The sequence below is a fragment of the Aeromonas sp. MR19 genome, from assembly GCF_963899305.1.
GTDB classification, from domain to species: Bacteria; Pseudomonadota; Gammaproteobacteria; order Enterobacterales; family Aeromonadaceae; genus Aeromonas; species Aeromonas bestiarum.
The window spans coordinates 215,041-239,632 of sequence record NZ_CAWQWZ010000051.1; the positions used below are offsets into that span (position 1 = coordinate 215,041).

The following is a 24,592-nucleotide window of genomic DNA, read 5'->3' on the forward strand; positions in this document are numbered from 1 at the left end:
GATGACTCCTTACGAATCCAGGTGAGCGCCGGCATGGGTGCCCGCCTTGGGCTGCCAGCGTTTCAGTAACAGGGAATTGCTCAATACGGTGATGCTGCTCAGGGCCATGGCCGCGCCTGCCAGCTCGGGGCTGAGATAGCCCAGTGCCGCCAGCGGAATGCCGATGATGTTGAACACGAAGGCCCAGAACAGGTTCTGCTGTATGGTGCGCCAGGTGGCCGCCGAGATGTCGATGGCATCGGCCACCAGCCGCGGATCCGATCGCATGAGGGTGATGGAGGCCGTCTCCATCGCCACGTCCGAGCCTGAGCCCATGGCGATGCCCACGTCCGCCGCCGCCAGCGCAGGAGCGTCGTTCACCCCGTCCCCCACCATGGCCACCAGCCCGCTGGTTTGTGCGCGCAGCGCCTCCACCTTGTCTACCTTGCCGGCCGGCAGCACAGAGTCGAACGCCCCGTCCAGCCCCAGCTTGGCGGCGATATGGGCCACGGGTGCCGGCGCATCACCGCTCACCAGCCAGCTGGCGATGCCGCGCTGGCGCAGGGTGGCGATGGCTTCCGGGCTCTCCGGCCTCAGGGTATCGGCCAGGGCGGCTATGCCGACGGCTACGCCGTCGATGGCGACCCAGACCCGGGTCGCACCGTCGGCAGGCTGTTCATCCTGCTGCGGCTGCTCAATCCCGAGCTGAGCCAGCAAAGAGGCGTTGCCGATGGCTACCTCATGACCCGCCACCAGGCCTTTGATCCCGGCACCGACCCGCACCTCGACCTCCTCCGGCTGGGGCAGCACCACGTCTGCGCCAGCCGCCTCACGCATGGCCAGTGCCAGCGGATGCTCGCTCGCCTGCTGCAAGGCGGCTGCCAGGCGCAGTTGCTCGTCATTGCCGCTCCAGCTCGCCAGCACGGGCCGCCCCTGAGTGAGCGTGCCTGTCTTGTCGAAGATGAGCGCCTTGATGGCGTGGGCCTTCTGCAGGGTATCCACATCCTTGATCAGAATGCCGTGGCGAGCAGCCACCCCGGTGCCTGTCACTATGGCTGCCGGCGTCGCCAGCCCCAGCGCGCAGGGACAGGCGATCACCAGCACGGCCACGGCGGCCAGCAGCGCCTGACCGAAGTCGTTGCCGATGGCGTACCACACCAGCAGGGTGAACAGGGCTATGGCCATCACCACAGGCACGAACACGGCGGACACCTTGTCCACCAGCTGTTGCAGCGGGGCCTTGCCCATCTGGGCGCTCTCCACCAGGGCGATGATCTTGCTGAGGCTGGAATCCTCCCCCACTGTGGTGGCTTCGATCTCCAGCACGCCGGAGCGGTTGATGGCGCCGCCCAGCACGCTCTCCCCGATACCCCGCGGCACCGGCAGGCTCTCGCCGGTGAGAATGGATTCATCCAGCTCACTCTCGCCGCTCACTATCTTGCCATCCACCGGCACCCGCTCGCCCACCAGCACCCGCAGCCTGTCACCGCGCAGCACCTCGTCGATGGCCAGGCTCTGCCAGCTCTCGCCACGCCAGACGGTAGCGGTTTCCGGCCGCAGCGCCATCAGTTCGCGAATGGCGGACTGGGTGCTGCGGCGGGCGCGGGCCTCCAGCAGTTTGCCCAACGAAATGAGCGTGATGATGATGGCGCTCGCCTCGAAATAGAGCTTGCCGCTGGCGGCCATCCCCAGCGTCAGCAGCAGGTAGAGGCTGTAGAAGTAGGCGGCACTGGTGCCGGTCGCCACCAGCACATCCATATTGGCCGCGCGGTTCTTGAGGGCGAGCCAGGCGCCGCGATAGAAACGGGCCCCAATCCAGAACTGCACCGGGGTGGCCAGCACCAGCTCCAGCCAGGCGGGCATATGCCAGGGCAGCAGCCCCGCCATGGCGATCATGCCCACCAGCAGCGGCAGGGTCAGCAGGGCCGAAATAACAACCTGGATCAGCGCCTTGTGCGCGGTGGCGGCCTCCTGCTCTTCACGCGCCTGCAACTGTTGGCGGCGCGCACTGGCCGAGCCCTGTGCCAGCTGGGCACCAAAGCCGAGCGCCTCTATCTGCTCGCGCAACGAGGCCGGGGTCTGCATGCCGGGCACCAGCTCGATACGGGCCTGCTCGATGGAGAAATTGACCTCGGCCGAGAGCACGCCCGGCAGCGCCGCCAGCATCTTGTTGAGACGTGCGGAGCAACCGGCACAGGTCATGCCGCTGATCTGGAAGGAGAGGGTCTCTTGGCCGTAGCCGTAACCCTGCCCCGTGATGCTGTCGAGTACCTCGGGCAAGCGGGCCGGGTCACCTAGCTCGATGGCCGCCTGCTCCAGCGCGAAGTTGACGGTGGCCGTCACGCCATCGAGCTGGTTGAGGGCTGTGCTGATGCGGCTGGCGCAGTTGGCGCAGCTCATGCCGCTGAGCGGCAGTTGCAGATGAATGGGGGGTTGAAGTTGGGTGCTCATGCTGTTCCTCCTCGGAACCAATCGGCCAAACTGGCTGCCGACCGCTAAACCCTAACCTTTACTGTAAGGGTAAGCTCAAGCCACGACACGCACTTTTTTAAACATGAAAAAACGGCGCCCGCCCCCTGCCGGATCCCCCGGACAGGCGACGGGCGCCGCCGTATTGACGTCACGCCTTATAAGAGCAGCCGGCGATCAGATACCGTACTGGGCGCGATAAGCCTGCATGGCAACCAGCTGCTCGGCCAGTTCCGGCCGCTCCGCCTGCTTCTCTTCCAGATACTGGATCAGGTCGCTCATCTGGATGATGGCGATAATGTGGGCGCCGTAGTCACGCTCCACCTCCTGAATGGCAGAGAGCTCGCCCTTGCCCTTCTCCTGACGGTCCAGCGCGATCAGCACCCCGGCCAGGGAGGCGCCGTTGGCCTGGATCAGATCCATGGATTCACGGATGGCGGTACCGGCGGTGATGACGTCATCCACCAGCATGATGCGCCCCTTGAGCGGGCTGCCCACCAGATTGCCGCCTTCACCGTGATCCTTGGCCTCCTTGCGGTTGAAGCACCAGGGCACATCCACGTCGTGTTGCTCCACCAGCTGCACGGCGGTGGCGGAGGCGATGGGGATCCCCTTGTAGGCCGGGCCAAACAGCACATCGAACTCGATGCCGGCATCCATCAGGGCGGCGGCATAGAAGCGGCCGAGGCGGGCCAGATCGCGACCGCTGTTGAACAGACCGGCGTTGAAGAAGTAGGGGCTTTTACGACCGGATTTCAGGGTAAATTCACCGAATTTGAGGACCTGTTTCTCCAGGGCGAACTCGATAAATTGACGCTGGTAGGCTTTCATTCTGGCTCCTTGCTTGGCTTGTCGTTTACTTGTGTGGGGTATAAAAAAACGCGGTCAATGCCGCGTTTTTAAAATTATGAAAGCGACTGCTTCTGCAGCCCAATGATCTCTTCAATGCCGCCCTTGGCGAGCCCCAGCATCGCCAGCAGCTCCTCATGGGTGAAGGGTTCCGCCTCCGCGGTGCCCTGCACCTCGATGATGCGACCATCTTCGGTCATCACCACGTTCATGTCAGTCTCGGCGGCGGAGTCTTCGATGTACTCCAGATCACAGATGGCTTCGCCCTGATACATGCCGACGGAGACGGCGGCAATCATCTGCTTGAGCGGGCTCTGCTTGAGCATGCCCTTGCCTACCATCCAGTTCAGCGCGTCCACCAGGGCCACACAGGCACCGGTAATGGCGGCGGTGCGGGTGCCACCATCGGCTTGCAGCACGTCGCAGTCCACCGTGATGGAGTGCTCGCCCAGCGCGGTCAGATCGACGGCAGCACGCAGGGAGCGGGCGATCAGACGGGAGATCTCCAGGGTGCGGCCACTCTGCTTGCCGGCGGCGGCTTCACGGTTCATGCGCGAATGGGTGGAGCGCGGCAGCATGCCATATTCGGCGGTGACCCAACCCTGACCCTTCCCTTTCAGGAAGCGCGGAACGCTGGTGTCGACGCTGGCGGTGCAGAGCACGCGAGTGTTACCGAACTCCACCAGCACTGAGCCTTCTGCATGTTTGGTGAAATTGCGGGTAATGGTAACCGGGCGAAGTTGCGCGGCACTGCGATCGCTTGGACGTGACATGGAACGGACCTCTGGGCTGGCTCAAATTGGCGAAGGAGTATAAGTGATCCAGCCCCAAATATCAGCCGCTAAGAAGCCGTTCATCATCGGTCGTGAGCCGTCATCTCAGCGGTGAGGAAGCACGCAGAAACCTGCGTCCATCACCCTCGTTCATGAGCCGGGGCAGCACCGGGCCCGGCTCAACACTGTCCCACAAAAGCCGGAACGGGTTCTAAAGCCACGGCTATGGCTGACGGGACAAGTCTGGCTGAGTATACTGGCCGCACACTTCATCAAGCCCGGAACAATCAATGATTCACAGCATGACCGCCTACGCCCGCAAGGAATTCAAGGGCGACTGGGGCACAGCCGTTTGGGAAATTCGTTCGGTCAACCAGCGCTATCTGGAAACCTATATCCGTCTGCCGGAGCAACTGCGCAGCCTGGAGCCGGTGCTGCGTGAGCGTTTCCGTGCCAAGCTGCAACGCGGCAAGGTGGAGTGCAACCTGCGTTTCGAAGCCGCTCAGGCTGCCGCCAGCCAGCTGCACATCAATGAAGAGCTGGCCAGGCTCATCATCGACAGCGCCAACTGGGTAATGAAAGAAGCGGGCCAAGGCCAGCTCAACCCGGTCGACGTGCTGCGCTGGCCGGGTGTCATGGCCGCCGCCGAGCAGGACATGGACGCGGTTGCCACCGAGCTGCTCGGCGGGTTTGACCAGACCATGGAAGACTTCATCGCCTCCCGCGCCAGCGAAGGGGCCAATCTCAAGAACTTGATCCAGCAGCGTCTGGACGGCATCCAGGTGGAAGTGAAGAAGGTGCGCATACACCTGCCGCAGATCATCGAGTGGCAGCGCCAGAAGCTCACCGATCGCCTGACCGAAGCCAAGGTGGAACTGGATCCGGCCCGTATCGAGCAGGAAATCGTGCTGCTGGCCCAGAAGATCGATGTGGCCGAGGAGCTGGATCGCCTGGAGATGCACATCAGCGAAACCGTCAAGATCATGAAGAAGGGTGGCGCCTGTGGCCGCCGTCTCGACTTCATGATGCAGGAGTTCAACCGCGAGTCGAACACGCTGGGCTCCAAGTCCATCAACGCCGAGGTGACCCAGTCTGCCGTCGAGCTGAAGGTGCTCATCGAGCAGATGCGCGAGCAGATCCAGAACATAGAGTGATGGATGCAAGAAGCCCGTCAACGACGGGCTTCTACTCCAGGCCTGCACCACACTACCCTTGGCTTGAGCCAGATCGGATTTTCATTCCTGACCGACAGCATCTGACTCGCTTGTGCGGTATGCTGTCACGCTGATGCTCAACAACGACCTCTATTGAGGCCTGCCTTATGAAATACCTTGTAGTACAAACCAAACAGATAGGGGATGTGCTGATCTCCACCGCGCTGTGCAACAACCTCAAGCAGAACGATCCAACCGGGGAAGTTCACTATCTGGTCATGGATTATTGCGCGGGTATGGCGCAGGGCAATCCCAATATCGATCGACTCCTCATCATAGAGAAAGCCAGGCGCAACGACTGGCGCTACATGAAAGACCTGCTGCTGGCTATCCGCCGCGAACACTATGACGTGGTGGTCAACAGCCAGGGCCAGATGATAGGCCTGCTGACCTGCCTCTTCTCCGGCGCCAGGTTGCGGATAGGATTTGACTCCTTCCCCTGGCGGCTCGGCCACAACCGCATAGTGCGCTTTCGCAAAGACACCGAATTCCAGGGCAACAGTACCCTGATCGACGACCGCTTCTCGCTGCTCAAGCCGCTCAAACTGGCCAAAGAAGATCGCAATTACCATCTCTGGCTGAGCGAAGAGGAGAAACAGCAGGGACGGGAAACCTTGCAGGCGGCCGGCGTCGATCTCGCACGGCCCTTGATCGCCATGGGCGTCAACTCGCTGGGGCACTACAAGCGCTGGCCCATCGACTGCTTCGCCCAGGTTGCCCAGTGGCTCATCGAACAGCACAACGCCCAGATCCTTATCTACTGCGGGCCGGGAGAAGAGGAGTACAACCGCGGTCTCAAGCCGCTGCTGCCTGCCGCCTTGCAGGCCAGCGTGTTTGATCAGATCAAGACCCGCTCGGTACGAGAACTGGTGGGGCTGTTTGCCCATTGCCAGCTGTTTGTCGGCAACGATACCGGCCCCCGCCACATGGCCCAGGCCATAGACCTGCCCCTGCTGACCATAGTGGCCCCCGGCGGCGACAAGATCATCGCCAATCCGGTCAACCACCCCCGCTATCAGGCCATCGATATCTTCGATGCCAAGGGGCCGACCTTCCAGCTGCCGCAAAATGCGGAGAAAGACTTCATCGATGACACCCTGTTGCGCGCCATCACACCCGAGCTGGTGATTGCCCGACTGACAGCGCTGCCTGATTGGCAAGCAGCCACTGCCTGAATAGCCGGTCGAACTCGGTCAGGTTGAGAGAGTTGATGTCCTGTTCGCGGAGATTCTCCGAGAACAGGACGGTCGCTGACGGGGAGTTGGGATGCCACTCCATGAAATTCTCGTTGCCACCCCCTATATCCGGGTTGTAGAGACCCAGAATGGGTTGCTCCAGCCCGGCCGCGATATGTATGGTCGCCGTGTCCACCGAGATGAGGCCCTGACTCTGACGCAACTGGGCAAACAGGCCCGCCAGCGAGGGTGCATCGGGTGACAATACCATGCGCTCGGGTCGGGAGAGTCCAGCCCGGATCCCCGCGACTTCCGCCTCCATGCCCGGTGGATAAAGCAGACAGATGGCAAATGGGCAGGCGTCCAGCATCCTCTCCAACATCTGCCGGATCAGCTCAGGCTTCAGACGGCGGGAACTGCCACTGCCATAAGGGTTGAAGCAGAGCACGACATCATCTGGCCACCAGCTCGCAACCGACGCTTCCTGACCCAAAGCGGGGATGATGTAGCGCCGATCCGGGTCTGCCACCCCGAGTCGATTCAACAGCAGGGCAAACTTGTCGGAGAAGTGCATGCCGCTGGACGCGGCTCCCAGCTTGAGATTGATGGCCTGCAGGGCATCGTCCATGCCGGCGACCCAATCTGCCCTGACCTGGCTGATGAAAAAGATATCCTTCATCTTCAACATCTTGCCAAAATGAACCAGGCAACCGACCTCCCCCAGTGACTGTGCCAGCCGCCTGAGTTGACAATAACCGGGGCGCTTGGGCACCTCGATGACCCTATCCATGCCGAAATGATCGCGAAACAGGGGAGCCATGGCTGCCGTTGTCACGATCCACACCTCACGCTCCGGGTTGACCCACTTTAGTTCGCGGGCCACCCAGGACGAGACGATCGCATCGCCCAGTTTGGCATCCCAGCGCAGCAGGACGACTTTTCCCTCGCTCTCCCTGGTAGGTTCGGGCCGTTTTCGATCAAACAGGAACCGTCCCATCTTGCGGCGAAGAATGTCACGTTTGAGTTGCAGGTCGTTGATTAATGACATGAATCCACCAGGATGGCCGTTGAATTGGGAAGGTATGATAACAGTCTGACGCAACTAGAGCGCCATCAAGGCATCGACCTGACGGCTGATCTCGACAGGCGAAAGGGCGGAAAGGTTGTCCGTGGTCGATCTCAGGATGATATTGCGGCCAGAGAGTGGAATAAAGGCATCGCGCCAGGACTCGTTGTTCATCAACACCAGGGTGGGCACCCCGAACGAAGACGAGATATGGATGATGGAGGTATCGGTCGAGATGACACCCTGCGCATCCTTGATAATCTTTGCCGCATCGAGAATGGTGTCGGGAAACAGGGCTGTCATATCCTGCCGCTGGCATGCCAAAGGGCACCTGGAGAAGACCAGATAGGAAACCCCAGCATACACAGGCAATTGAGCCAGAATGCCGTTGATTTGCTCATTCGCCATCGAATTGCCCACCTGACTGCCGGTCAGATTGACCAGCAGATAACGCCCATAGCCACTGGTATCCAGCCGTTCATTGCAGGGCGATGGTATGGTGACCGGCACGTCCGCTTGATCCCCCGCCACGCTGAGCATGCGATAGACGAAATGATCCCGGATCGGGCGTGACGGCACTATGATGGCCTTTTCGTTGAACAGCGGCAGCAACTTCTGCTGCTGTTCGCTCTTGAAGCGCAGGGGCAATGACTGCAATCGACCATTGGCCAGCAACAACAGCTTGGCCATGGCGATATCGTCAGGCTCATCGAACAGGTTGATGACCACGTCATAGTGCCGTTGCCTGAGCTCGCGCAGTTTGCACCACATGCCCGCTGGCAACAGGGTGTCGTTCAGGGTGAGCACATGGCATTGATCAATACCGGGCACAGATGCCGCCAGCAGCGCATTGCGCTGGCTGCACACGAGGTCAAATCGGGCGGCTGGATACAGGCGCCTGAGCTGCGCAATGGCCGGCAATGACAGAATGAAATCGCCGATGGCGTCATAACCGACCAGCAGCACGCTTGCCACTTCTGTTCCGACGGGGCTCGGGAGGGCAGCAGGCTGGCTGCCAATGACCCACTTGGCAATGGAATGGGTAAGCAACTTTTTGAAATTCATAGATTATCCAGCATGTATGGCCCCACTTCGCCGACCAGAACAGCAGGGGTGTTTACTGATCCCAATCCCGGCCAGGACAACCCGCCTATTCCAGATAGTGGCCGTAAGCCCGATCATCAATCGTGGTGGTAAAGAGATCCACATCCAGGCAACAGGGCTCAACACCGGAGGCAGCCAGGCCATTAAGCTGCAGGCGACCGGTCAGATAATCGGAAGGCATACGCAGCGGATAAGCACACTGCAATAATTTCTTCGCCCCAGCCAAGGTCAGAACATACCCTGCGGTCGACAGGATCCCTCTCCTGGAGGTGCGACTCGGTGTCAGATATCTGGCAAGCCGATAACCACCCGGCAAAGAGGAGAGAATTGGCCAGCGCTTGGCTTTGCCATGATGCAGGAAGACGATCTCAGAATGGCAGGAGCGCACTATCGTCTCGATGATCGCCTTGCTGTGCATGTGCAGGTAAATGTCATCTTCCAACACCACGCAGCGATCAATTCCCTCGGCGACGATGAGCTCATAAACCCGGATATGGCTCATGGCACAGCCAATCTCGCCAAAACTCAGCTCATGGCCACACACTTCTTTGGCCAGCTCCAAGTCAACCTTGGCAAGTTCCGCGCTGCTCAATGCTTTCCCATCGGTCGCATCTACGAACTCGAAATTGATGCCCAGATGCGCCATCTGCTGTACAACCATCGCCCGCCGCTCAACGCTGCGAGCCAAACTGATGACAAAAACCGGAATCATGACGTACAGGTATCCTTTTCAAACTCGTGGGCAAACCAGATGAAAACCAGGCTGAGCGTATACAAATAGAGCACCCCTTGATGTTCAAACGGAACATCGCTTAGCGAATTAATCGCAAACGCGAGGGGAACCAGTACCCCTGCAGAAGTCCTGTTTATATTTTTCGCGGCAAAATAGAGCGGCAGGCCAAGAAATATAACCAGTGCAACAAATCCGATACCGCCTCGAACCACCAGGTTCTGCATATATTGATTATGCGAGTGGACCAGCGCCGGATTAAATATCAGGGGAGATATCTGATGATTATTGACCTGGGTTTGTTTCAATGCGTCGAAGCCATCCGTGCCTACTCCCGCCACAGGTGAATCCAAAAAACCCAGCCAGGCACTCTGCCAGGCAATAACACGCAGACCCCACGATGAATCGTACGAGCCCTTTTCTGCCGAGTTGATATCCGAAACCGCCTCCGCTACCCGAACCTGAACCAGCTGATTGGTATGATAAATGGCTCCCGTTGTGGCCGTACACAATATGGCTACCGCAACGTATTTCCACGGCTTGAAATAGGCCTTGTAACAGATGACATAGGCAAGAATGACCCCGAAGGCGAGCCAGACTCCCCGGCTCTGGGAGAGATAAAGCGCAAACATGGCCGCAATCAGGCCAACCAGAGCACTGCCCTTCAACCAGTAAGGCAGCTGCCCCTGCTGAAAGACAAACCAGTTGAGAATTGACAACGTCAGCGCCGCCTGCGAAAAGAGAATCGCGTTGGTAAAGCCTTCCACTCTGGCAATGCCGTGCTGATGCTGCCAGATGCCGAGGATGCCCAATCCCATCCCGCCCAGAACGATGGCCAGATAACCCAGCATCAACAGGATCGGCTTGCGCGGTATCATCAGAGCAAAGACGACAACATAAAACAGCCCGCGCATGACCCCGTATTGATCACCGTGGATCAACCGGTTCATGAAGATCATGGCGGCATAGACCAGCAGCCCCCAGAGAATGCGACGGTCTTTGAGCCCGACATCCCGTTGTTTGCCGACAAAGTAATTCAACAAACCGAATATGCCGGTCACGGCCAGTAGATTGGATTGAATGCTCTGGCCGGCAGGGGCCAGAAACAAGCCACAAAAAGAGAATAGGATGGTCAGCGCAAACAGAGCAGTGGTGGTTCTATCGAGCAGATCAAGGCTTCTGATGGGCATCAATCATTATTTCCTGAAGACATAGTTACCCCGGATTTTGCGCCACAGGCCAAAAACATCGGTACGAGGGAAAATGGCGATGCGGCGGATCCGGAAAGGGTCCTGGTGCATGGCTCTGGGCCCGCTGTTGGTCGCCACGGCAAAACGGTAGCCTGCGGCCTGCGCCTGCAACTTGGCGCTCTCATCCATATCCCCATAAGGGTAGGCGAACGACAGCAAAGAGTGACCAAGTAAGGCCTCAAGTTGCCGTTTATTTTCTCTCATTTCATGAGCTTGCTGATCGGGTGCAAGTTTGCTAAGCCTGGGATGGGTCAGAGTATGACCGCCGATCTCCACATGGCCGGAGGCTGTCAGCGCCTTGAGCTGCTCGCCATTCATCAGGTCAACCCGGGTGTCCGGGTTGCTCGCATGCTCCACATCCCAGCGGTTATAACCTTCTCCCGTGACCACGTATACCACTGCTTTGTAACCGTATTTTTCCAGCAGTGGCAGCATGCGGGTCAGGTTGTCCTGATAGCCGTCATCGGCGGTAATCATCAGGTACTTCTTGCCGTACTGCAGGCGGTGAATGAAGCCCTTGTCCGCCAGATCGCGGAAGGTCAGAGTTTCATAACCCAGCAATTGCATTAAACGAAGATGCTTCTCGAACATGGCAATCGGCATCCAGGTGCCGTGCACCCCCTTCTCGCTGTCATGCTCGATGAAGCGGTGGTACATGATGACAGGCATCTCGCGGCGCAGGGTCTCAACCACGGCATCCTGATAGATGGATTCTAGGCCGGAGACGACTCCCGCCAAGCCATACTCGACCTGAATGCGCTGACGGACAGCATCAGAGACGGTGCCACTGGCCAGGGCCGGGGCAATCTGCGCCTTCAGTGCGGCAAAATCGATCGCCAGGTCCTGGGGGCCGATATCGCCGAAGTTGCTGGCCAGCGCTTCATCCAGATTGTGCTCGGTCACCAGTCCGATGGCCTTGGCCTCGCCGATGGCAAACGCGGGACGCCCGCACAGCAACGCCTCCATCGCCACCCGGCCTGCACCGATCACCAAATCGCATTGCGCCATCAGCGCAGGCACATCATCCACATAACCGACGAAATCGACCTGCTTCTGGAAGCGGTGGAAACGCTCGGGCAGCTGGCTGCCGCTCACCACCCGAACCTGACAGGCATCCAGATCCAGCACCTCGTCCAGCAGGCGATAGCAGAGCTCGCCCTTGGGCCCGCTCAACCGGCCAATGATGGCGATCACCGGCCTGGCGTTGTGCGGGGCCGGCACTGGCTGAAACTTGTCAGTCTCGATGCCGTTGCGCAGCACCTGCACTATGGCCGGATCCACCCCCAGATTGTCGATGATCTGGTGGGCAATATCCTCGCAGACGGCCACGGCCCTGAACCCGAGGGCATGGAAAGCCTTGCGGGAGGCGTGCACCGGCTGACGGCCATGAACCGTGGTGATCATCGGCGTACCGGTCAGCTTGCAGGCCACATAGCTGCTCCAGCCGGAGGCTCGGGAGTGCGCATGCACCAACTGGATGTGATGCTTCTTGATGAGGTAGATGAGATAAAACACATGCCAGAAGCGGCGCAGTATGCTGCGCTTGTTGAAACGCAGCTTGAACACCGCACCCAGAGTGGGCTTGGTCAGCGTGTCTGAAACGTAAAAGACGTTGTGACCACGCCGGGTCAATTCGTTACCGACCGTGGTGGCATAGACCTCAGCTCCCGTCACTTCGAGCTGGGAGAGTGCCATCAATATGTTCATCGCGCGGTTACCCGGTAGATAAGAGAGGAACGGCAAGCCGTAACAGACGCCAGAAACCGGAAGCTGGCGAGTGCCTGCTTCCGGTTTTGCGCGCAACACTGCCGCCTTGTGCTCACCCGTTAGCGGTTGAGCCAGGCCATGTAGTCAGCCACGCCCTCGGCTACTGTCTTGAACTCGGCGTCATAACCGACACCGCGCAGCCTGGTCATGTCTGCCTGGGTGAAGCTCTGATAGCGACCCTTGAGGTGATCCGGGAAGGGAATGTACTCGATAGCCCCTTTCTGATGATGCTGGATAACGGCTTCGGCCACGTTCTGGAACGGCTCGGCACGACCGGTACCGCAGTTGAAGATGCCGGAGTGCTGCGGGTTCTGCCAGAACCAGAGGTTCACCTTGCAGACGTCATCCACATAGATGAAGTCACGCATCTGACCACCGTTCGGGAAACCGTCACAGCCTTCGAACAGCTTGGGATTCTCGCCCTTCTTCACCTGGGTATTGAGGTGGAAGGCGACGGAAGCCATGGAGCCCTTGTGCTGCTCGCGCGGACCGTAGACGTTGAAGTACTTCAGACCCACGACCTGGGAGTTGATCTCCGGCATCCAGCGGCGCACGTACTGGTCGAACAGCTGCTTGGAGTAGCCATAGACGTTGAGTGGCTGCTCGAACTTGGGATCTTCGATGAAGTTGTCGTTGCGGCCACCGTAGGTCGCAGCGGATGAGGCGTAGATGAACGGGATTTCCCGCTCGATGCAGTAGTGGAACAGATCCTTGGAGTACTCGTAGTTGACCTCCATGATGAACTTGCCGTTCCACTCTGTGGTCGCGGAGCAGGCACCTTCGTGGAAGATCACCTCAATACCGTCGTCCCACTCTTCAAACTCGTCACCGGAGACGATCCGCGCCTGGAACTCATCCTTATCCATGTAATCGGCAATGGTCAGATCGACCAGGTTGACGAACTTGGTGCCGTCGGTCAGGTCATCGATGACCACGATATCGGTCCGTCCTTGAGCGTTCAGCTGCTTGACCAGATTGCTGCCGATAAAGCCAGCACCGCCAGTTACTACGATCATGGAGTTTGCCTCGCGTACGTTGATGGTCACGTGTGACTGCTTGTTAAAGCTGTGTATAGTGAGCCAATTTGAAATTGCCGAAAAGTTTATCACGGGCCGCAAGGGGATTCGACCTTGATGCAACGGGCCCGTCAGAGGGAACAGTGATGAAAACCAGAGACAGGATCATTCACAGCGCCACCGAGCTGTTCAACGATCAGGGTGAGCGCAACATCACCACCAACCACATTGCCGCCCATCTTGGCATCAGCCCAGGCAACCTTTATTACCACTTCAGGAATAAAGAAGACATCATCCACTCGATTTTTGATCAATACGCCCGCCACCTGAGCGAGAGCTTCACCCCGGCGCGCAGTAACGAGATCAAACTGGAAAACCTGATGGGCTACCTGGATGCCATCTTCTATCTGATGTGGCAGTTCCGTTTCTTCTACGCAAATCTACCGGACATCCTGAGTCGCGATGAGCCGCTGCAGCAGAAATACCTCAAGGCCCAGGAGCAGTTGCGCTCCTCCGTGGTTGCCCTGCTCAGGAGCCTGCGTGAGGGGGGCATCATTGACGTCAACGACGAAGACCTGCCCGACCTTGGCCAGACCATCAAGATGGTGGTGACCTGCTGGATCCCGTTCCAGATTGCCCAGGCGCCCAATACCCGTATCACCAAGCCGCTGCTCTATCAGGGGGTATTGCGGGTGCTGTTCCTGCTGCGCCCCTATGTACAGCCCCAGGTGGCCGGGCAGATCCGCCAGCTGGAGCAGCATTACCGCCAACTGGCCCAACCAGCAGGGTGAGATCTGTTTCACAATTGTTGAACATCAGCACAATCATTTGAATTCACCACAACAGATTGCAGTAAAATACTGCCCATTGTTGATAATCAGCTGAAATAGCCAATGAGGATCGAGGATGTCTAACGGATTCTATCGTCACCTGACCGAGCAACTTAGCCAGGTCCAAGCGGAAGGATTGTACAAGCAGGAGCGCATCATCACCTCGGCCCAGCAGGCCCAGATTGCGGTGGGTGGCGAGCAGGTACTGAACTTCTGTGCCAACAACTATCTGGGGCTGGCCAACCACCCGGACCTTATCGAAGCGGCCCATCAGGGGCTGGATAGCCACGGCTTCGGCATGGCCTCGGTGCGTTTCATCTGCGGCACCCAAGACAATCACAAGGTGCTGGAACAGAAGCTGTCCACCTTCCTCGGCACCGAGGACACCATCCTCTACTCCTCCTGCTTCGATGCCAACGGCGGCCTGTTCGAGACCCTGTTCGGCGCCGAAGACGCCATCATCTCCGATGCCCTCAACCACGCCTCCATCATAGACGGCGTGCGGCTGTGCAAGGCCAAGCGCTATCGCTATGCCAACAATGACATGGCCGAGCTGGAAGCCCAGCTCAAGCAGGCTGACGCCGACGGCGCCCGCTTCAAGCTGATCGCCACCGACGGGGTCTTCTCCATGGACGGGGTCATCGCCGACCTCACATCCATCTGCGATCTAGCCGACAAATACGATGCCCTGGTGATGGTGGATGACTCCCACGCCGTCGGCTTCATCGGCGAGAACGGCCGCGGCACCCACGAATACTGCGGCGTGCTGGACAGGGTCGACATCATCACTGGCACCCTGGGCAAGGCGCTCGGCGGCGCCTCCGGTGGCTACACCTCGGGCAAGAAGGAGGCGATCGACTGGCTGCGCCAGCGCTCCCGCCCCTATCTCTTCTCCAACTCGCTGGCGCCGTCCATCGTCTCGGCCACCATCAAGGTGATCGACATGCTGGCGGAGGGCCACGCGCTGCGCGCTCGCCTCAAAGAGAACAGCCAGTATTTCCGCGAGCGTATGAGCGCTGCCGGCTTCACCCTGGCGGGTGCCGATCACGCCATCATCCCTGTGATGCTGGGGGATGCCAAGCTGGCCTCCGAGATGGCGAGCCGCATGCTGGCTGCCGGCATCTATGTGGTGGGCTTCTCCTTCCCGGTCGTGCCCAAGGGCCAGGCCCGCATCCGCACCCAGATGTCCGCCGCCCACACCCGCGAGCAGCTGGACAAGGCCATCGATGCCTTCATCCGCATCGGCCGTGAACTCGGCGTTATCTGATTTGAATCAAGGGGCCGAACGCCCCTTTTTTCTGCATTCATCGTGAAGGAACAACCATGAAAGCACTCTCCAAACTGCACAAAGAAGTCGGCATCTGGATGACGGACGTACCGGCCCCCGAGCTCGGCCACAACGACCTGCTGATCAAGATCCGCAAGACCGCCATCTGTGGCACCGACATCCACATCTACAACTGGGACGACTGGTCCCAGAAAACCATCCCGGTGCCCATGGTGGTCGGCCATGAATACGTCGGGGAAGTGGTCGCCATCGGCCAGGAAGTGCGCGGCTTCGCCGTGGGGGATCGCGTCTCTGGTGAAGGCCATATCACCTGCGGCCACTGCCGCAACTGCCGCGCCGGCCGCACCCATCTGTGCCGCAACACCATAGGCGTCGGCGTCAACCGCCCGGGCGCCTTCGCCGAGTATCTGGTGATCCCGGCCTTCAACGCCTTCAAGCTGCCGGACAACATACCCGATGAGCTGGCCGCCATCTTCGATCCGTTCGGCAACGCAGTGCACACAGCCCTCTCCTTCGACCTGGTGGGTGAAGACGTGCTGATCACGGGCGCAGGCCCCATCGGCATCATGGCTGCCGCCGTCTGTCGCCACGTCGGCGCCCGCCACGTGGTGATCACGGACGTCAACGAATACCGGCTGGAGCTGGCCCGCAAGATGGGCGCCACCCGCGCCGTCAACGTGGCCAAGGAGAAACTCTCCGGCGTAATGAGCGAGCTGGGCATGACCGAAGGCTTCGACGTGGGGCTGGAGATGTCCGGTGTGCCCAGTGCCTTCCAGGACATGATCGACAAGATGAACCACGGCGGCAAAATAGCCATGCTCGGCATCCCGCCCGCCACCATGGCCATCGACTGGGGTAAGGTGATCTTCAAGGGTCTGTTTATCAAAGGGATCTACGGTCGCGAGATGTTCGAGACCTGGTACAAGATGGCCAGCCTGATCCAGTCAGGACTGGACCTCTCCCCCATCATCACCCACCGTTTTGATATAGATGACTTCCAGCAGGGCTTCGATGCCATGCGCTCCGGCCAGTCCGGCAAGGTGATCCTCAGCTGGGATAAATAAGCCTCCCGGCGGCTCAATCCCATGAAACCCGGTGAAGACCGGGTTTCTTTTTCTGCGCCTCTCCTCGCCAGTTTGTGATCTGACGAAGAAACTTTGCACGCAGAGTGCTTAACACTTCACACACAAGCGTTTAAATGGCTGTAACTATTCGGTTATAATCCAGTCGTTTTCTAGGGATAATAAAAGCCTGCTGGGAGTACATGAGCGTGTTGAAAAAACTGAGCTATTTGCTGGTTGTCGGGATGACGGCTGCCAGTCTGTCCGGCGTGGTGCTTGCTGCCGATGATATGTCACCGGAAGCGATTGCCGAACGGATCAAGCCTGTCGGTCAAGTCTATACCGCCAAGGATCTGGAAGGAATTGCGACCACAGGCGCAGCTCCTGCGACGGCGGCCCCCTCAGGCCCACGCGATGGCGAGGCCGTGTTCAAGGGCGCTTGCTTTGCCTGCCATGACATGGGGATTGCCGGTGCACCGAAACGCGGTGACAAGGCAGCGTGGGAGCCACGTATCGCCCAAGGCATTGATACATTGAAGAAACACGCCATCGAAGGCTTCGCTGGCAAGACCGGCGTCATGCCGCCACGGGGAACTTGCGCCACCTGTAGCGATGAAGAGATCGAAAACGCCATTCACTATATGATCGACAAGCTCTAAGTGATTGAAAGGGCCGCAATTGCGGCCCTTTCAATCTGTTCACTTCCGGCTACTCTTTGTAGGGTAGGCAAACCGGGAGTTTCTATGTCAGCGCAACCCATAGCACCACAGTATTCGACTCCCTTGCTGGCGTTGGTGTCCGCTATTATGGATTTCCCTGCCCCCTCCTCTGCCACGCCCAAAGATTACGACACCCTGATCCAGCAATTGGACCAGCTCTGCCCGCTGCAGCATTTCGGCATGCTGGGCTTGTCAGAGGCTGGGCTGCACTGGGTGTGCGAACATCAGATTTCCGACAGTTTCAAACTGCAGCTGGGGCTGGAGGAATCACGACTCACCGAGCAGCTGACCCAGCTTGATGAAGCCCAGGGCTGGTGTGTGTTTCCCATCGAGCATGGCCAAGTACAATGGTTGCTGGCCTGCAGCCAGCCCAAGGAGTTGCCTACCCTGCGCCTGCTGCTGGAGTGCCTCGCCAAGCGATTGAATGAAACCCAGGCCGGCTCGCAGCTCTCGGAACTGGCTTCTCCGCTCATCCGCAAGGATCCGGACTGGCAGAAAAAAATCGAGAGCATCAATCGCATCATTCGCCTAGCCAATACCCTGCCCAGCCAGGCCCTGTTCTCCCAGCTGGAAGCCGTGCTGCGCCAGATGCTGAGCATCCAGGACATGCTGCTGGTGCGCATCGACAGCCACCAGCTGGAAAAGATCTATCCCGAGCTGCCGCTGCACGGCGATGAGTTTATCGCAGGCATGTGTCACAGCACCAACAACATGGAGCAGCACAGGGAGCAGCTGTTCTGGTACAGCCAGCCTCTGCGGCTGCAGCAGCAATATTTCGCCCATTTCATTATCAGCACCCCGCAGCCGCTGGAGACGGACGATCGGCTGTTCCTCGACTTCCTGCGCAGCCAGCTGACCCTGCTGCTGGAGCTGAGACGGATCCGGCAACAGCTGCACGACATCAATTCGGAAGACTCCATCAATCAACGCCTGCAACAGCTGCGGCAGACCAACCTGAGATTGCAGAAGCAGCTCAAGCAGCATCAGGAGCTGGAGCGCAGGCTGCAGTTCGATGCCCTGCACGATCCGCTGACCCAGTTGCCAAACCGGGCCCTGCTGATGAACCACCTCAACCATGCCATGACCCACTTCCACCGTTACAAGTCACCCGGGTTCTCGCTGATCTTCATCGATGTGGATCATTTCAAGCAGGTCAATGACACCCTGGGTCACGGCGCCGGCGATCAACTGCTGAAGGAGATGAGCCGCCGTCTGCAAACCTGCATCCGCCAGAACGACATGGTGGCCAGGCTGGGAGGGGACGAGTTCGTCATCTATCTGGACAACAGCAAGAACGAGGATGACATCAGCCCTGTGCTCAATCGCATCATAAGCCGTCTCTCCTATCCCTTCCGGCTGCAAGGCAACGAGTTGAGCATCACGGTCAGCCTGGGGGTGGCCAGCGTATCGGAGCAGACCACCGACATCAGCCAGCTGCTCCATCAAGCCGATCTGGCCATGTATCAGGCCAAGCGCAACGGGCGCAGCCGTATCGTCAGCTATTCGGAAGAGTGTTCTGCCCAGACCTGGGCCTCACCGGAAGAGATGCTGGCCAGGGCCCTGCGGGAGGGCCGCATACTGCCCTATTTCCAACCGGTGATCCGGCTCAAGGACAGCCGCCTAACCGGACTGGAAGTGATGGCGCGCTGGATCACCGAAGAGGGAGTGCTCAAGGATGCTTTCGACTTCATCCCGCTGGCGGAGCAGTGCGGCCTCATTCAGGAGCTGGATTACCAGATCCTCCGCCACACCTGCCAACAGTTGAAAGAGTGGTTGCCCATTTCGGGCCAGAGCAAGTTCAAGGTCGCCATCAACCTCTCCGGCAAGCATCTGGTCAATCACGAGCAGATCATGCGGCTGATGGACATCATAGAAACCGAGGGGATAGCGCCTGGCTATCTGATCTTTGAATTCAACGAGCGGGAGCTGTCGCGGCAGGATTCGGATGCCCTCACCTCCCTGCACGAGCTGAGGGCCAAGGGCATTCAGATCAGTCTGGATGATTTTGGCACCGGCTTCTCCTCCCTCAATGCCCTGTTCCACTTCCCGGTGGATTACATCAAGGTGGATGACAGCTTCACCCATCGCATGCTGCAATCCCCCAAGGATTTGGCGCTGATCCGCGCCATGCGGGACATCTGCCAGGATCTGGACTTCACCCTGGTAGTCGAAGGCATCGAGAACCAGCAGCAGCTGCAGAAGCTGATCGACATGGGTTGCCTGATGGGGCAAGGGCGCTACATCTCCCCCCCCATGCCGGGAGCCGATATCACACCTCTGCTCACCCAGACCAAGAGTGAGCGCGGCTAGCCGCCGACTCAATCCTTCTTGAACAGCGCCCTCAGGTTGGCAACCCCGACTTGCCCCTTCTGCTGGCGCTCCTCGGCCGTCACCTTCTTCTGGTTCTCCCACTCCAGATCGTCCTGAGGCAGCTCCAGCAGGAAGCGGCTCGGCTCGGGCCGCACCGACTCGCCATACTGGCGCCGCTCTTTGCAGAGGGTGAAGGTCAGCTCGGTCTGGGCGCGGGTGATACCCACGTAGGCGAGACGTCGCTCCTCCTCCACATTGTCTTCATCTATGCTGGTCTGGTGGGGCAACAGGCCCTCTTCCATCCCCACCATGAAGACGTAGGGGAACTCCAGCCCCTTGGAGGCGTGCAGCGTCATCAGCTGCACCTGATCCGCATCATCCTCCCCCTCGTTGCGCTCCATCATGTCGCGCAGGGTAAGGCGGGTGACCACCTGGGCGAGCGTCATGGCCTCCTCCAGCTCATCCCCTTCCAGCATCTCTGTGATCCAGCGATAGAGAGTGGAGACGTTCTGCATCCGCATCTCGGCCGCCTTCGGGCTGGGGGACGTCTCGTAGAGCCACTCCTCGTAGTGGATCTCCTTGATCATGTCCCGCACCGCCTCCACCGGATTGCCGCGCAGGGCCTGATCGCCGAGTCGCACCAGCCAGTTGGTGAAGGCCTGCAGGGCTACCAGACCACGGCCGGAGAGCGATTGTTCCAGCCCCAGCTCGAAGCTGGCGGCAAACAGGCTCTTGCCGCGCTGGTTGGCATACTGGCCAAGTTTCTCGAGCGTGGTGGGACCTATCTCCCGCCGCGGCAGGTTGACCACCCGCAGGAAGGCGGTGTCCTCGTCCGGATTCACCAGCAGCTTGAGGTAAGCCATGATGTCCTTGATCTCGGTACGGGAGAAAAACGAGGTGCCACCCGAGATGCGATAAGGGATGCGGTTGGTCATCAGCGCCTTCTCGAAGATGCGCGACTGATGGTTGCCCCGGTAGAGGATGGCGTAATCCTTGAACCGGGTGCGGTTCATAAATTTGTGCCCCATCAGCTCGGCGGCGATCCGCTCCGCCTCGTGCTCCTCGTTCTTGGCAAACAACACCTTGACCGGCACCCCGTAATCGAGCTCGGAGAAGAGCGCCTTGTCGAACACGTGAGGGTTGTTGGCGATCAGTATGTTGGCGCATTTCAGAATGCGCCCCTTGGAGCGGTAGTTCTGCTCCAGCTTGATGAGCTTGAGGCTCGGGAAGTCCTCGTTCAGCAGCACCAGGTTCTGGGGCTTGGCGCCGCGCCAGGAGTAGATGGACTGATCGTCGTCCCCCACTACGGTGAAACGGGCCCGCTCGCCGACTATCTGCTTCACCAGCTCGTACTGGCTGGTGTTGGTGTCCTGATACTCATCGACCAGCAGGTAGCGGATCTTGTTCTGCCAGCGGGTGCGTACCTCGTCATTGCTCTTGAGCAGCAGGGTCGGCATCACGATAAGGTCATCGAAGTCGAGCGCGTTGTAGGCCACCATCTGGCGGTGATAGCGCTCGTAGAGCTGGGCCATCAGCACCTCTTCCGGCCCTTGGGCGATACGCATGGCCCGCGCCGGCAGTATGAGGTCGTTCTTCCAGTTGGAGATCTGGCTGATGAGGGCCGACAGCTTGTCCTTGTCGTTATCCAGCTCAGCCTCGGTCAGCTCCTTGAGCAGCGCCAGCTGGTCGGTGTCGTCGAACAGGGAGAAGTTAGCCTTGAGATTCAGACTCTTGTGCTCGCGGCGTATGATGTCGAGACCCAGGGTGTGGAAGGTGGAGACCATGAGTCCCCGCGCCTCCTTGCGACCCAGAGTCTGACCGACCCGCTCCTTCATCTCCCGCGCCGCCTTGTTGGTGAAGGTGACGGCCGCTATGTTGCGGGCGTTATAGCCACACTGCTGCACCAGATAGGCGATCTTGTTGGTGATGACGCGCGTCTTGCCCGATCCGGCTCCCGCCAGCACCAGGCAAGGGCCGGAGACAAACTTGACCGCTTCGTTCTGATTGGGGTTGAGCTTCATGGGCCGGATCTCTTGGCTTATGATGAGGGGCGGCATTGTAACAGAAATCAGCGGGCGAGCCGCATCGCTGCGCCACACACCACCAGTCGGCAAGCATCGTGCGCCTTGTGTTCGAGCGCCATTTTCAGGATCATGGCCGACTTTTCCAGATGATGACGAGGGGAGCATGAATCAGCAACAGCACGCGAGGCTGCGCGGCCAGTTTCCGGCCTTGGCGCAGCAGGTCAACGGCCATCCTCTGGTCTATCTGGACAACGCCGCCACCACCCAGAAACCCCAGGCGGTGCTGGATGCGATCAATCACTACTACAGTGTCGACAATGCCAACGTGCACCGCGCCGCCCATGCCCTGAGCAGCCGCGCCACCCGGGCCTTCGAGGCCGCCCGCGAGACGGTCGCCCGCTTTCTCAACGCACCTCATTCCCATGAGATCATTTGGACTCGCGGTACCACGGAAGCGATCAACCTGGTCGCCCAGAGCTGGGGCCTGAGCGAGCTCAAGGCGGGGGACGAAATCATCCTCAGCACCCTGGAGCACCACGCCAACATAGTGCCCTGGCAACTGGTCGCCCAGCGCACCGGCGCCCTTATCCGGGTCATCCCCCTCGATGAGCGGGGCGATCTGGATATGGCCGCCTATCTAGCCATGCTGGGACCGCGCACCCGGCTGGTGAGCGTGGCCCATGTCTCCAATGCGCTCGGTACCGTCAATCCGGTCGCGCAGATAGTAGCCGCAGCCAAGGCGGTCGGCGCCCTGACCCTGATCGATGGCGCCCAGGCGGTGGCTCACCTTGAGGTAGATGTACAGGCCATAGGGTGCGACTTCTATGCCTTCTCCGGGCACAAGCTCTATGGCCCGACCGGGATCGGTGTGCTCTGGGGCAGAACCGAACTGCTGGAACGCATGCCACCCTGGCAGGCGGGCGGGGAGATGATCGACAGGGTCAGTTTCAGCGGCACCACCTTCAATACCCTGCCCTTCAAGTTCGAGGCCGGCACCCCGCACATCGCCGGTGCCATAGGCCTGGCTGCCGCCATCGACTTTGTCATGAAACAAGACAGAGGCGCGCTGGCACAGCATGAACAGAGACTCACCGACTATCTGGTGGCAGGGCTGCGGCAGGTGCCGGGCCTGCGTCTTATCGGTGAACCCGGCCAGCGCGCCGGCGCCGTCTCCTTTCTGCTGCAGGATATCCACTCGCAGGATGCGGCCACCCTGCTCGACATGCAGGGCATAGCGCTGCGAGTCGGCCATCACTGCGCCATGCCGCTGATGGAGAGCCTTGGCATCGGCGGTACTATGAGGGCCTCGCTGGCCTGCTACAACAATCAGGATGATGTGGATGCCCTGCTGGCAGCCCTGCACAAGTTAAGTGAATTCTTCTAAGGCGGATGATTGAAATGAGCGAGCTCGCAACCTACACCGCCATCGGCCGGGAGCCTGACGCCGATGCTATCCGCCAACAGTTTGCGGCGGCCAAGGGCTGGGAGAACCAGTACCGACTGATCATCCAGCTCGGCAAGTCGCTGCCTGCGCTGCCGCCCGAGTGGCAACAGGAGGAGTTTCGCCTCAAGGGGTGTGAGAGCCTGGCCTGGCTAAAAGGAGAGAGTACCGAGGATGGATGCTGGCACTTCGCCTGCGATTCCGATGCCCGCATAGTACGCGGCCTTATCGTTATCGTGCTGGCGGCACTCAACCACCAATCTGCAGAGGCGATTCAGGCCTTTGATATGGAGGCTTATTTCACCGAACTGGGATTGGAAAAACACCTGAGCCCGTCACGGGGTAACGGGCTCAGGGCGATAGTGCTGGCGATCCGGGATCAGGCGTCGGCCTGATCTCCGGCCACCCGCGATATCTCGTCTGCCTTCGCGGCTGCCTCAAGGCGCTCCACTTTAGCCCCCCGCTCGGCAATCTTCTTCAGCACCCGGGAAGCGGCGACCAGTCCAAAGGTCGCCGTCACCGGCGTCACGGCCCCGAAGCCGGAGGCACAATCCATCTTCATGTTGCCGTCGCTGGCCGCCTTGGTCTGGCAGGTGCCACCATTGCCGTCGGGATAACTCAACTGCTCGGTTGAGAAGACACACTCCACCCCGAACTTGCGAGCAGGGTTTTTGCTGAAGTTGTGCAGCCGGCGCAGATCCGATCGCACCTTTGCCGCCAGTGGATCCTGAATGGTCTTGGCCAGATCGGCCACTGTGATCTGGGTGGGGTCAATCTGCCCGCCGGCACCGCCAGCCACTATCACAGGGATCTTGTTGCGCTTGCAGAAGGCTATCAGCGCCACCTTGGCCTTGACCGAATCGATGGCGTCCACCACATAGTCAAACTCCCGCTTGATATGCTCGGCCAGGTTGTCAGGAGTGACGAAATCATCCACCTCGATCACTTCGCAATCCGGATTGATGGCACGAATGCGCTCGGCCATCACTTCGGTCTTGAGGCGGCCGACCGTACCCTGCATGGCGTGGATCTGGCGATTGGTGTTGGTGATGCAGATATCATCCATGTCGATCAGGGTGATCTGATTGATGCCGGCGCGGGCCAACGCCTCGGCCGCCCAGGAGCCGACTCCGCCGATCCCCACCACGCAGACCCTGGCCTGGCTGAAGGAACCAAGTGCACTCTGACCATAAAGACGGGCAATGCCCCCGAATCGCTGTAGATATTCTGCTTTCATACCACCACCTTGCTTGAGGGCGGCTATTATAGCGGCAACCACAGCCAGCGGCGATCATCAAGAGGGCTCGACATGGAGAAAGGAAGAGGGGTGGATAATGGTGACAAAGGGCACCGGATGGTCGGAAACGAAAAAAAGCCCAGTCTTTCGACTGGGCTTCTTGTTACTGGCGGAGCGGACGGGACTCGAACCCGCGACCCCCGGCGTGACAGGCCGGTATTCTAACCGACTGAACTACCGCTCCGCTGTCTGGTTAGCTTTTTGCTAAATTGTCTGCCGTCTCAACGAGG

General features: G+C 59.6%; 20 protein-coding genes and 1 tRNA gene. 9 read left to right on the forward strand and 12 right to left on the reverse strand.

Annotation, left to right across the window (positions count from 1 at the left end):
• Positions 1 to 9: 9 nt before the first annotated feature.
• The 3 genes from AACQ95_RS19375 to rph all read right to left on the reverse strand — a co-directional run bounded on the left by AACQ95_RS19375 (position 10) and on the right by rph (position 4,070).
• Positions 10 to 2,430 carry a heavy metal translocating P-type ATPase gene (locus AACQ95_RS19375; RefSeq protein WP_241279451.1) on the reverse strand — a complete coding sequence of 807 codons (2,421 nt, stop codon included), beginning with the start codon at positions 2,428 to 2,430 and terminating at the stop codon, positions 10 to 12.
• 195 nt (positions 2,431 to 2,625) lie between these two features.
• The gene (pyrE, locus tag AACQ95_RS19380; protein ID WP_241279453.1) at positions 2,626 to 3,279 is read right to left on the reverse strand and encodes an orotate phosphoribosyltransferase; all 654 of its coding nucleotides are present in this window, start codon (positions 3,277 to 3,279) and stop codon (positions 2,626 to 2,628) included.
• Positions 3,280 to 3,353: 74 nt separating this feature from the next.
• Positions 3,354 to 4,070, reverse strand: a complete 717-nt coding sequence (gene rph, locus AACQ95_RS19385) for a ribonuclease PH (RefSeq protein ID WP_043142571.1) — start codon at positions 4,068 to 4,070, stop codon at positions 3,354 to 3,356.
• 290 nt (positions 4,071 to 4,360) lie between these two features.
• On the opposite strand from rph, the gene AACQ95_RS19390 reads away from it, so the two are divergent.
• Positions 4,361 to 5,224, forward strand: a complete 864-nt coding sequence (locus AACQ95_RS19390; protein WP_103472337.1) for a YicC/YloC family endoribonuclease — start codon at positions 4,361 to 4,363, stop codon at positions 5,222 to 5,224.
• Positions 5,225 to 5,391: 167 nt separating this feature from the next.
• Positions 5,392 to 6,459: a glycosyltransferase family 9 protein gene (locus AACQ95_RS19395; RefSeq protein WP_241279455.1), complete on the forward strand. Its 1,068-nt coding sequence runs from the start codon at positions 5,392 to 5,394 to the stop codon at positions 6,457 to 6,459.
• On the opposite strand, the gene AACQ95_RS19400 is transcribed toward AACQ95_RS19395, so the two are convergent.
• The 6 genes from AACQ95_RS19400 to rfaD all read right to left on the reverse strand — a co-directional run bounded on the left by AACQ95_RS19400 (position 6,395) and on the right by rfaD (position 13,392).
• Entirely contained in the window at positions 6,395 to 7,507 is a 1,113-nt protein-coding gene (locus tag AACQ95_RS19400; RefSeq protein WP_241279457.1) for a glycosyltransferase family 9 protein, read from the reverse strand. The genes AACQ95_RS19395 and AACQ95_RS19400 overlap by 65 nt on opposite strands.
• Positions 7,508 to 7,561: 54 nt before the next feature.
• Positions 7,562 to 8,590, reverse strand: coding sequence for a glycosyltransferase family 9 protein (locus AACQ95_RS19405; protein WP_241279459.1), 1,029 nt, complete (start codon positions 8,588 to 8,590; stop codon positions 7,562 to 7,564).
• An 85-nt stretch (positions 8,591 to 8,675) separates the two neighbouring features.
• The gene (locus AACQ95_RS19410) at positions 8,676 to 9,341 is read right to left on the reverse strand and encodes a glycosyltransferase family 25 protein (protein WP_241279461.1); all 666 of its coding nucleotides are present in this window, start codon (positions 9,339 to 9,341) and stop codon (positions 8,676 to 8,678) included.
• The gene (locus AACQ95_RS19415) at positions 9,338 to 10,552 is read right to left on the reverse strand and encodes an O-antigen ligase family protein (protein ID WP_241279462.1); all 1,215 of its coding nucleotides are present in this window, start codon (positions 10,550 to 10,552) and stop codon (positions 9,338 to 9,340) included. The genes AACQ95_RS19410 and AACQ95_RS19415 overlap by 4 nt, the downstream gene beginning before the upstream one ends.
• A gap of 3 nt (positions 10,553 to 10,555) precedes the next feature.
• Positions 10,556 to 12,316 carry a polysaccharide deacetylase family protein gene (locus tag AACQ95_RS19420; protein WP_241279464.1) on the reverse strand — a complete coding sequence of 587 codons (1,761 nt, stop codon included), beginning with the start codon at positions 12,314 to 12,316 and terminating at the stop codon, positions 10,556 to 10,558.
• Between the two features lie 119 nt (positions 12,317 to 12,435).
• A complete protein-coding gene (gene rfaD, locus AACQ95_RS19425) occupies positions 12,436 to 13,392 on the reverse strand; it encodes an ADP-glyceromanno-heptose 6-epimerase (protein ID WP_043142960.1) in 957 nt (318 codons plus the stop codon).
• 146 nt (positions 13,393 to 13,538) lie between these two features.
• Between rfaD and AACQ95_RS19430 the strand changes: the two genes are divergently transcribed.
• The 5 genes from AACQ95_RS19430 (at position 13,539) to AACQ95_RS19450 (ending at position 19,600) form a co-directional block, all read left to right on the forward strand.
• Complete coding sequence (locus tag AACQ95_RS19430; protein ID WP_042870427.1) at positions 13,539 to 14,183, forward strand: TetR/AcrR family transcriptional regulator; 645 nt, start codon at positions 13,539 to 13,541, stop codon at positions 14,181 to 14,183.
• 115 nt (positions 14,184 to 14,298) lie between these two features.
• Positions 14,299 to 15,489: a glycine C-acetyltransferase gene (locus tag AACQ95_RS19435; protein WP_241279465.1), complete on the forward strand. Its 1,191-nt coding sequence runs from the start codon at positions 14,299 to 14,301 to the stop codon at positions 15,487 to 15,489.
• A gap of 56 nt (positions 15,490 to 15,545) precedes the next feature.
• Positions 15,546 to 16,574 carry an L-threonine 3-dehydrogenase gene (gene tdh, locus AACQ95_RS19440; RefSeq protein WP_241279467.1) on the forward strand — a complete coding sequence of 343 codons (1,029 nt, stop codon included), beginning with the start codon at positions 15,546 to 15,548 and terminating at the stop codon, positions 16,572 to 16,574.
• Positions 16,575 to 16,774: 200 nt separating this feature from the next.
• Positions 16,775 to 17,230 carry a c-type cytochrome gene (locus tag AACQ95_RS19445; protein ID WP_241279469.1) on the forward strand — a complete coding sequence of 152 codons (456 nt, stop codon included), beginning with the start codon at positions 16,775 to 16,777 and terminating at the stop codon, positions 17,228 to 17,230.
• 84 nt (positions 17,231 to 17,314) lie between these two features.
• On the forward strand, positions 17,315 to 19,600 hold the full coding sequence (locus tag AACQ95_RS19450) for a putative bifunctional diguanylate cyclase/phosphodiesterase (protein WP_098981370.1): 2,286 nt from the start codon (positions 17,315 to 17,317) through the stop codon (positions 19,598 to 19,600).
• 8 nt (positions 19,601 to 19,608) lie between these two features.
• Here AACQ95_RS19450 and rep read toward each other — a convergent pair whose 3' ends face one another.
• On the reverse strand, positions 19,609 to 21,621 hold the full coding sequence (gene rep, locus AACQ95_RS19455; protein WP_043554276.1) for a DNA helicase Rep: 2,013 nt from the start codon (positions 21,619 to 21,621) through the stop codon (positions 19,609 to 19,611).
• Between the two features lie 166 nt (positions 21,622 to 21,787).
• Here rep and AACQ95_RS19460 point away from each other — a divergent pair, with 166 nt between their 5' ends.
• Entirely contained in the window at positions 21,788 to 23,008 is a 1,221-nt protein-coding gene (locus AACQ95_RS19460) for an aminotransferase class V-fold PLP-dependent enzyme (protein WP_241279471.1), read from the forward strand.
• A 14-nt stretch (positions 23,009 to 23,022) separates the two neighbouring features.
• On the forward strand, positions 23,023 to 23,460 hold the full coding sequence (locus AACQ95_RS19465; RefSeq protein WP_241279473.1) for a SufE family protein: 438 nt from the start codon (positions 23,023 to 23,025) through the stop codon (positions 23,458 to 23,460).
• Here AACQ95_RS19465 and tcdA read toward each other — a convergent pair.
• Both tcdA and AACQ95_RS19475 read right to left on the reverse strand, forming a co-directional pair.
• Positions 23,445 to 24,302 (reverse strand): tRNA cyclic N6-threonylcarbamoyladenosine(37) synthase TcdA, encoded by an 858-nt coding sequence (gene tcdA, locus AACQ95_RS19470; RefSeq protein ID WP_241279474.1) that lies wholly within the window; start codon positions 24,300 to 24,302, stop codon positions 23,445 to 23,447. The genes AACQ95_RS19465 and tcdA overlap by 16 nt on opposite strands.
• 167 nt (positions 24,303 to 24,469) lie before the next feature.
• Positions 24,470 to 24,546: transfer RNA gene (locus tag AACQ95_RS19475), tRNA-Asp, on the reverse strand.
• Positions 24,547 to 24,592 lie beyond the last annotated feature (46 nt).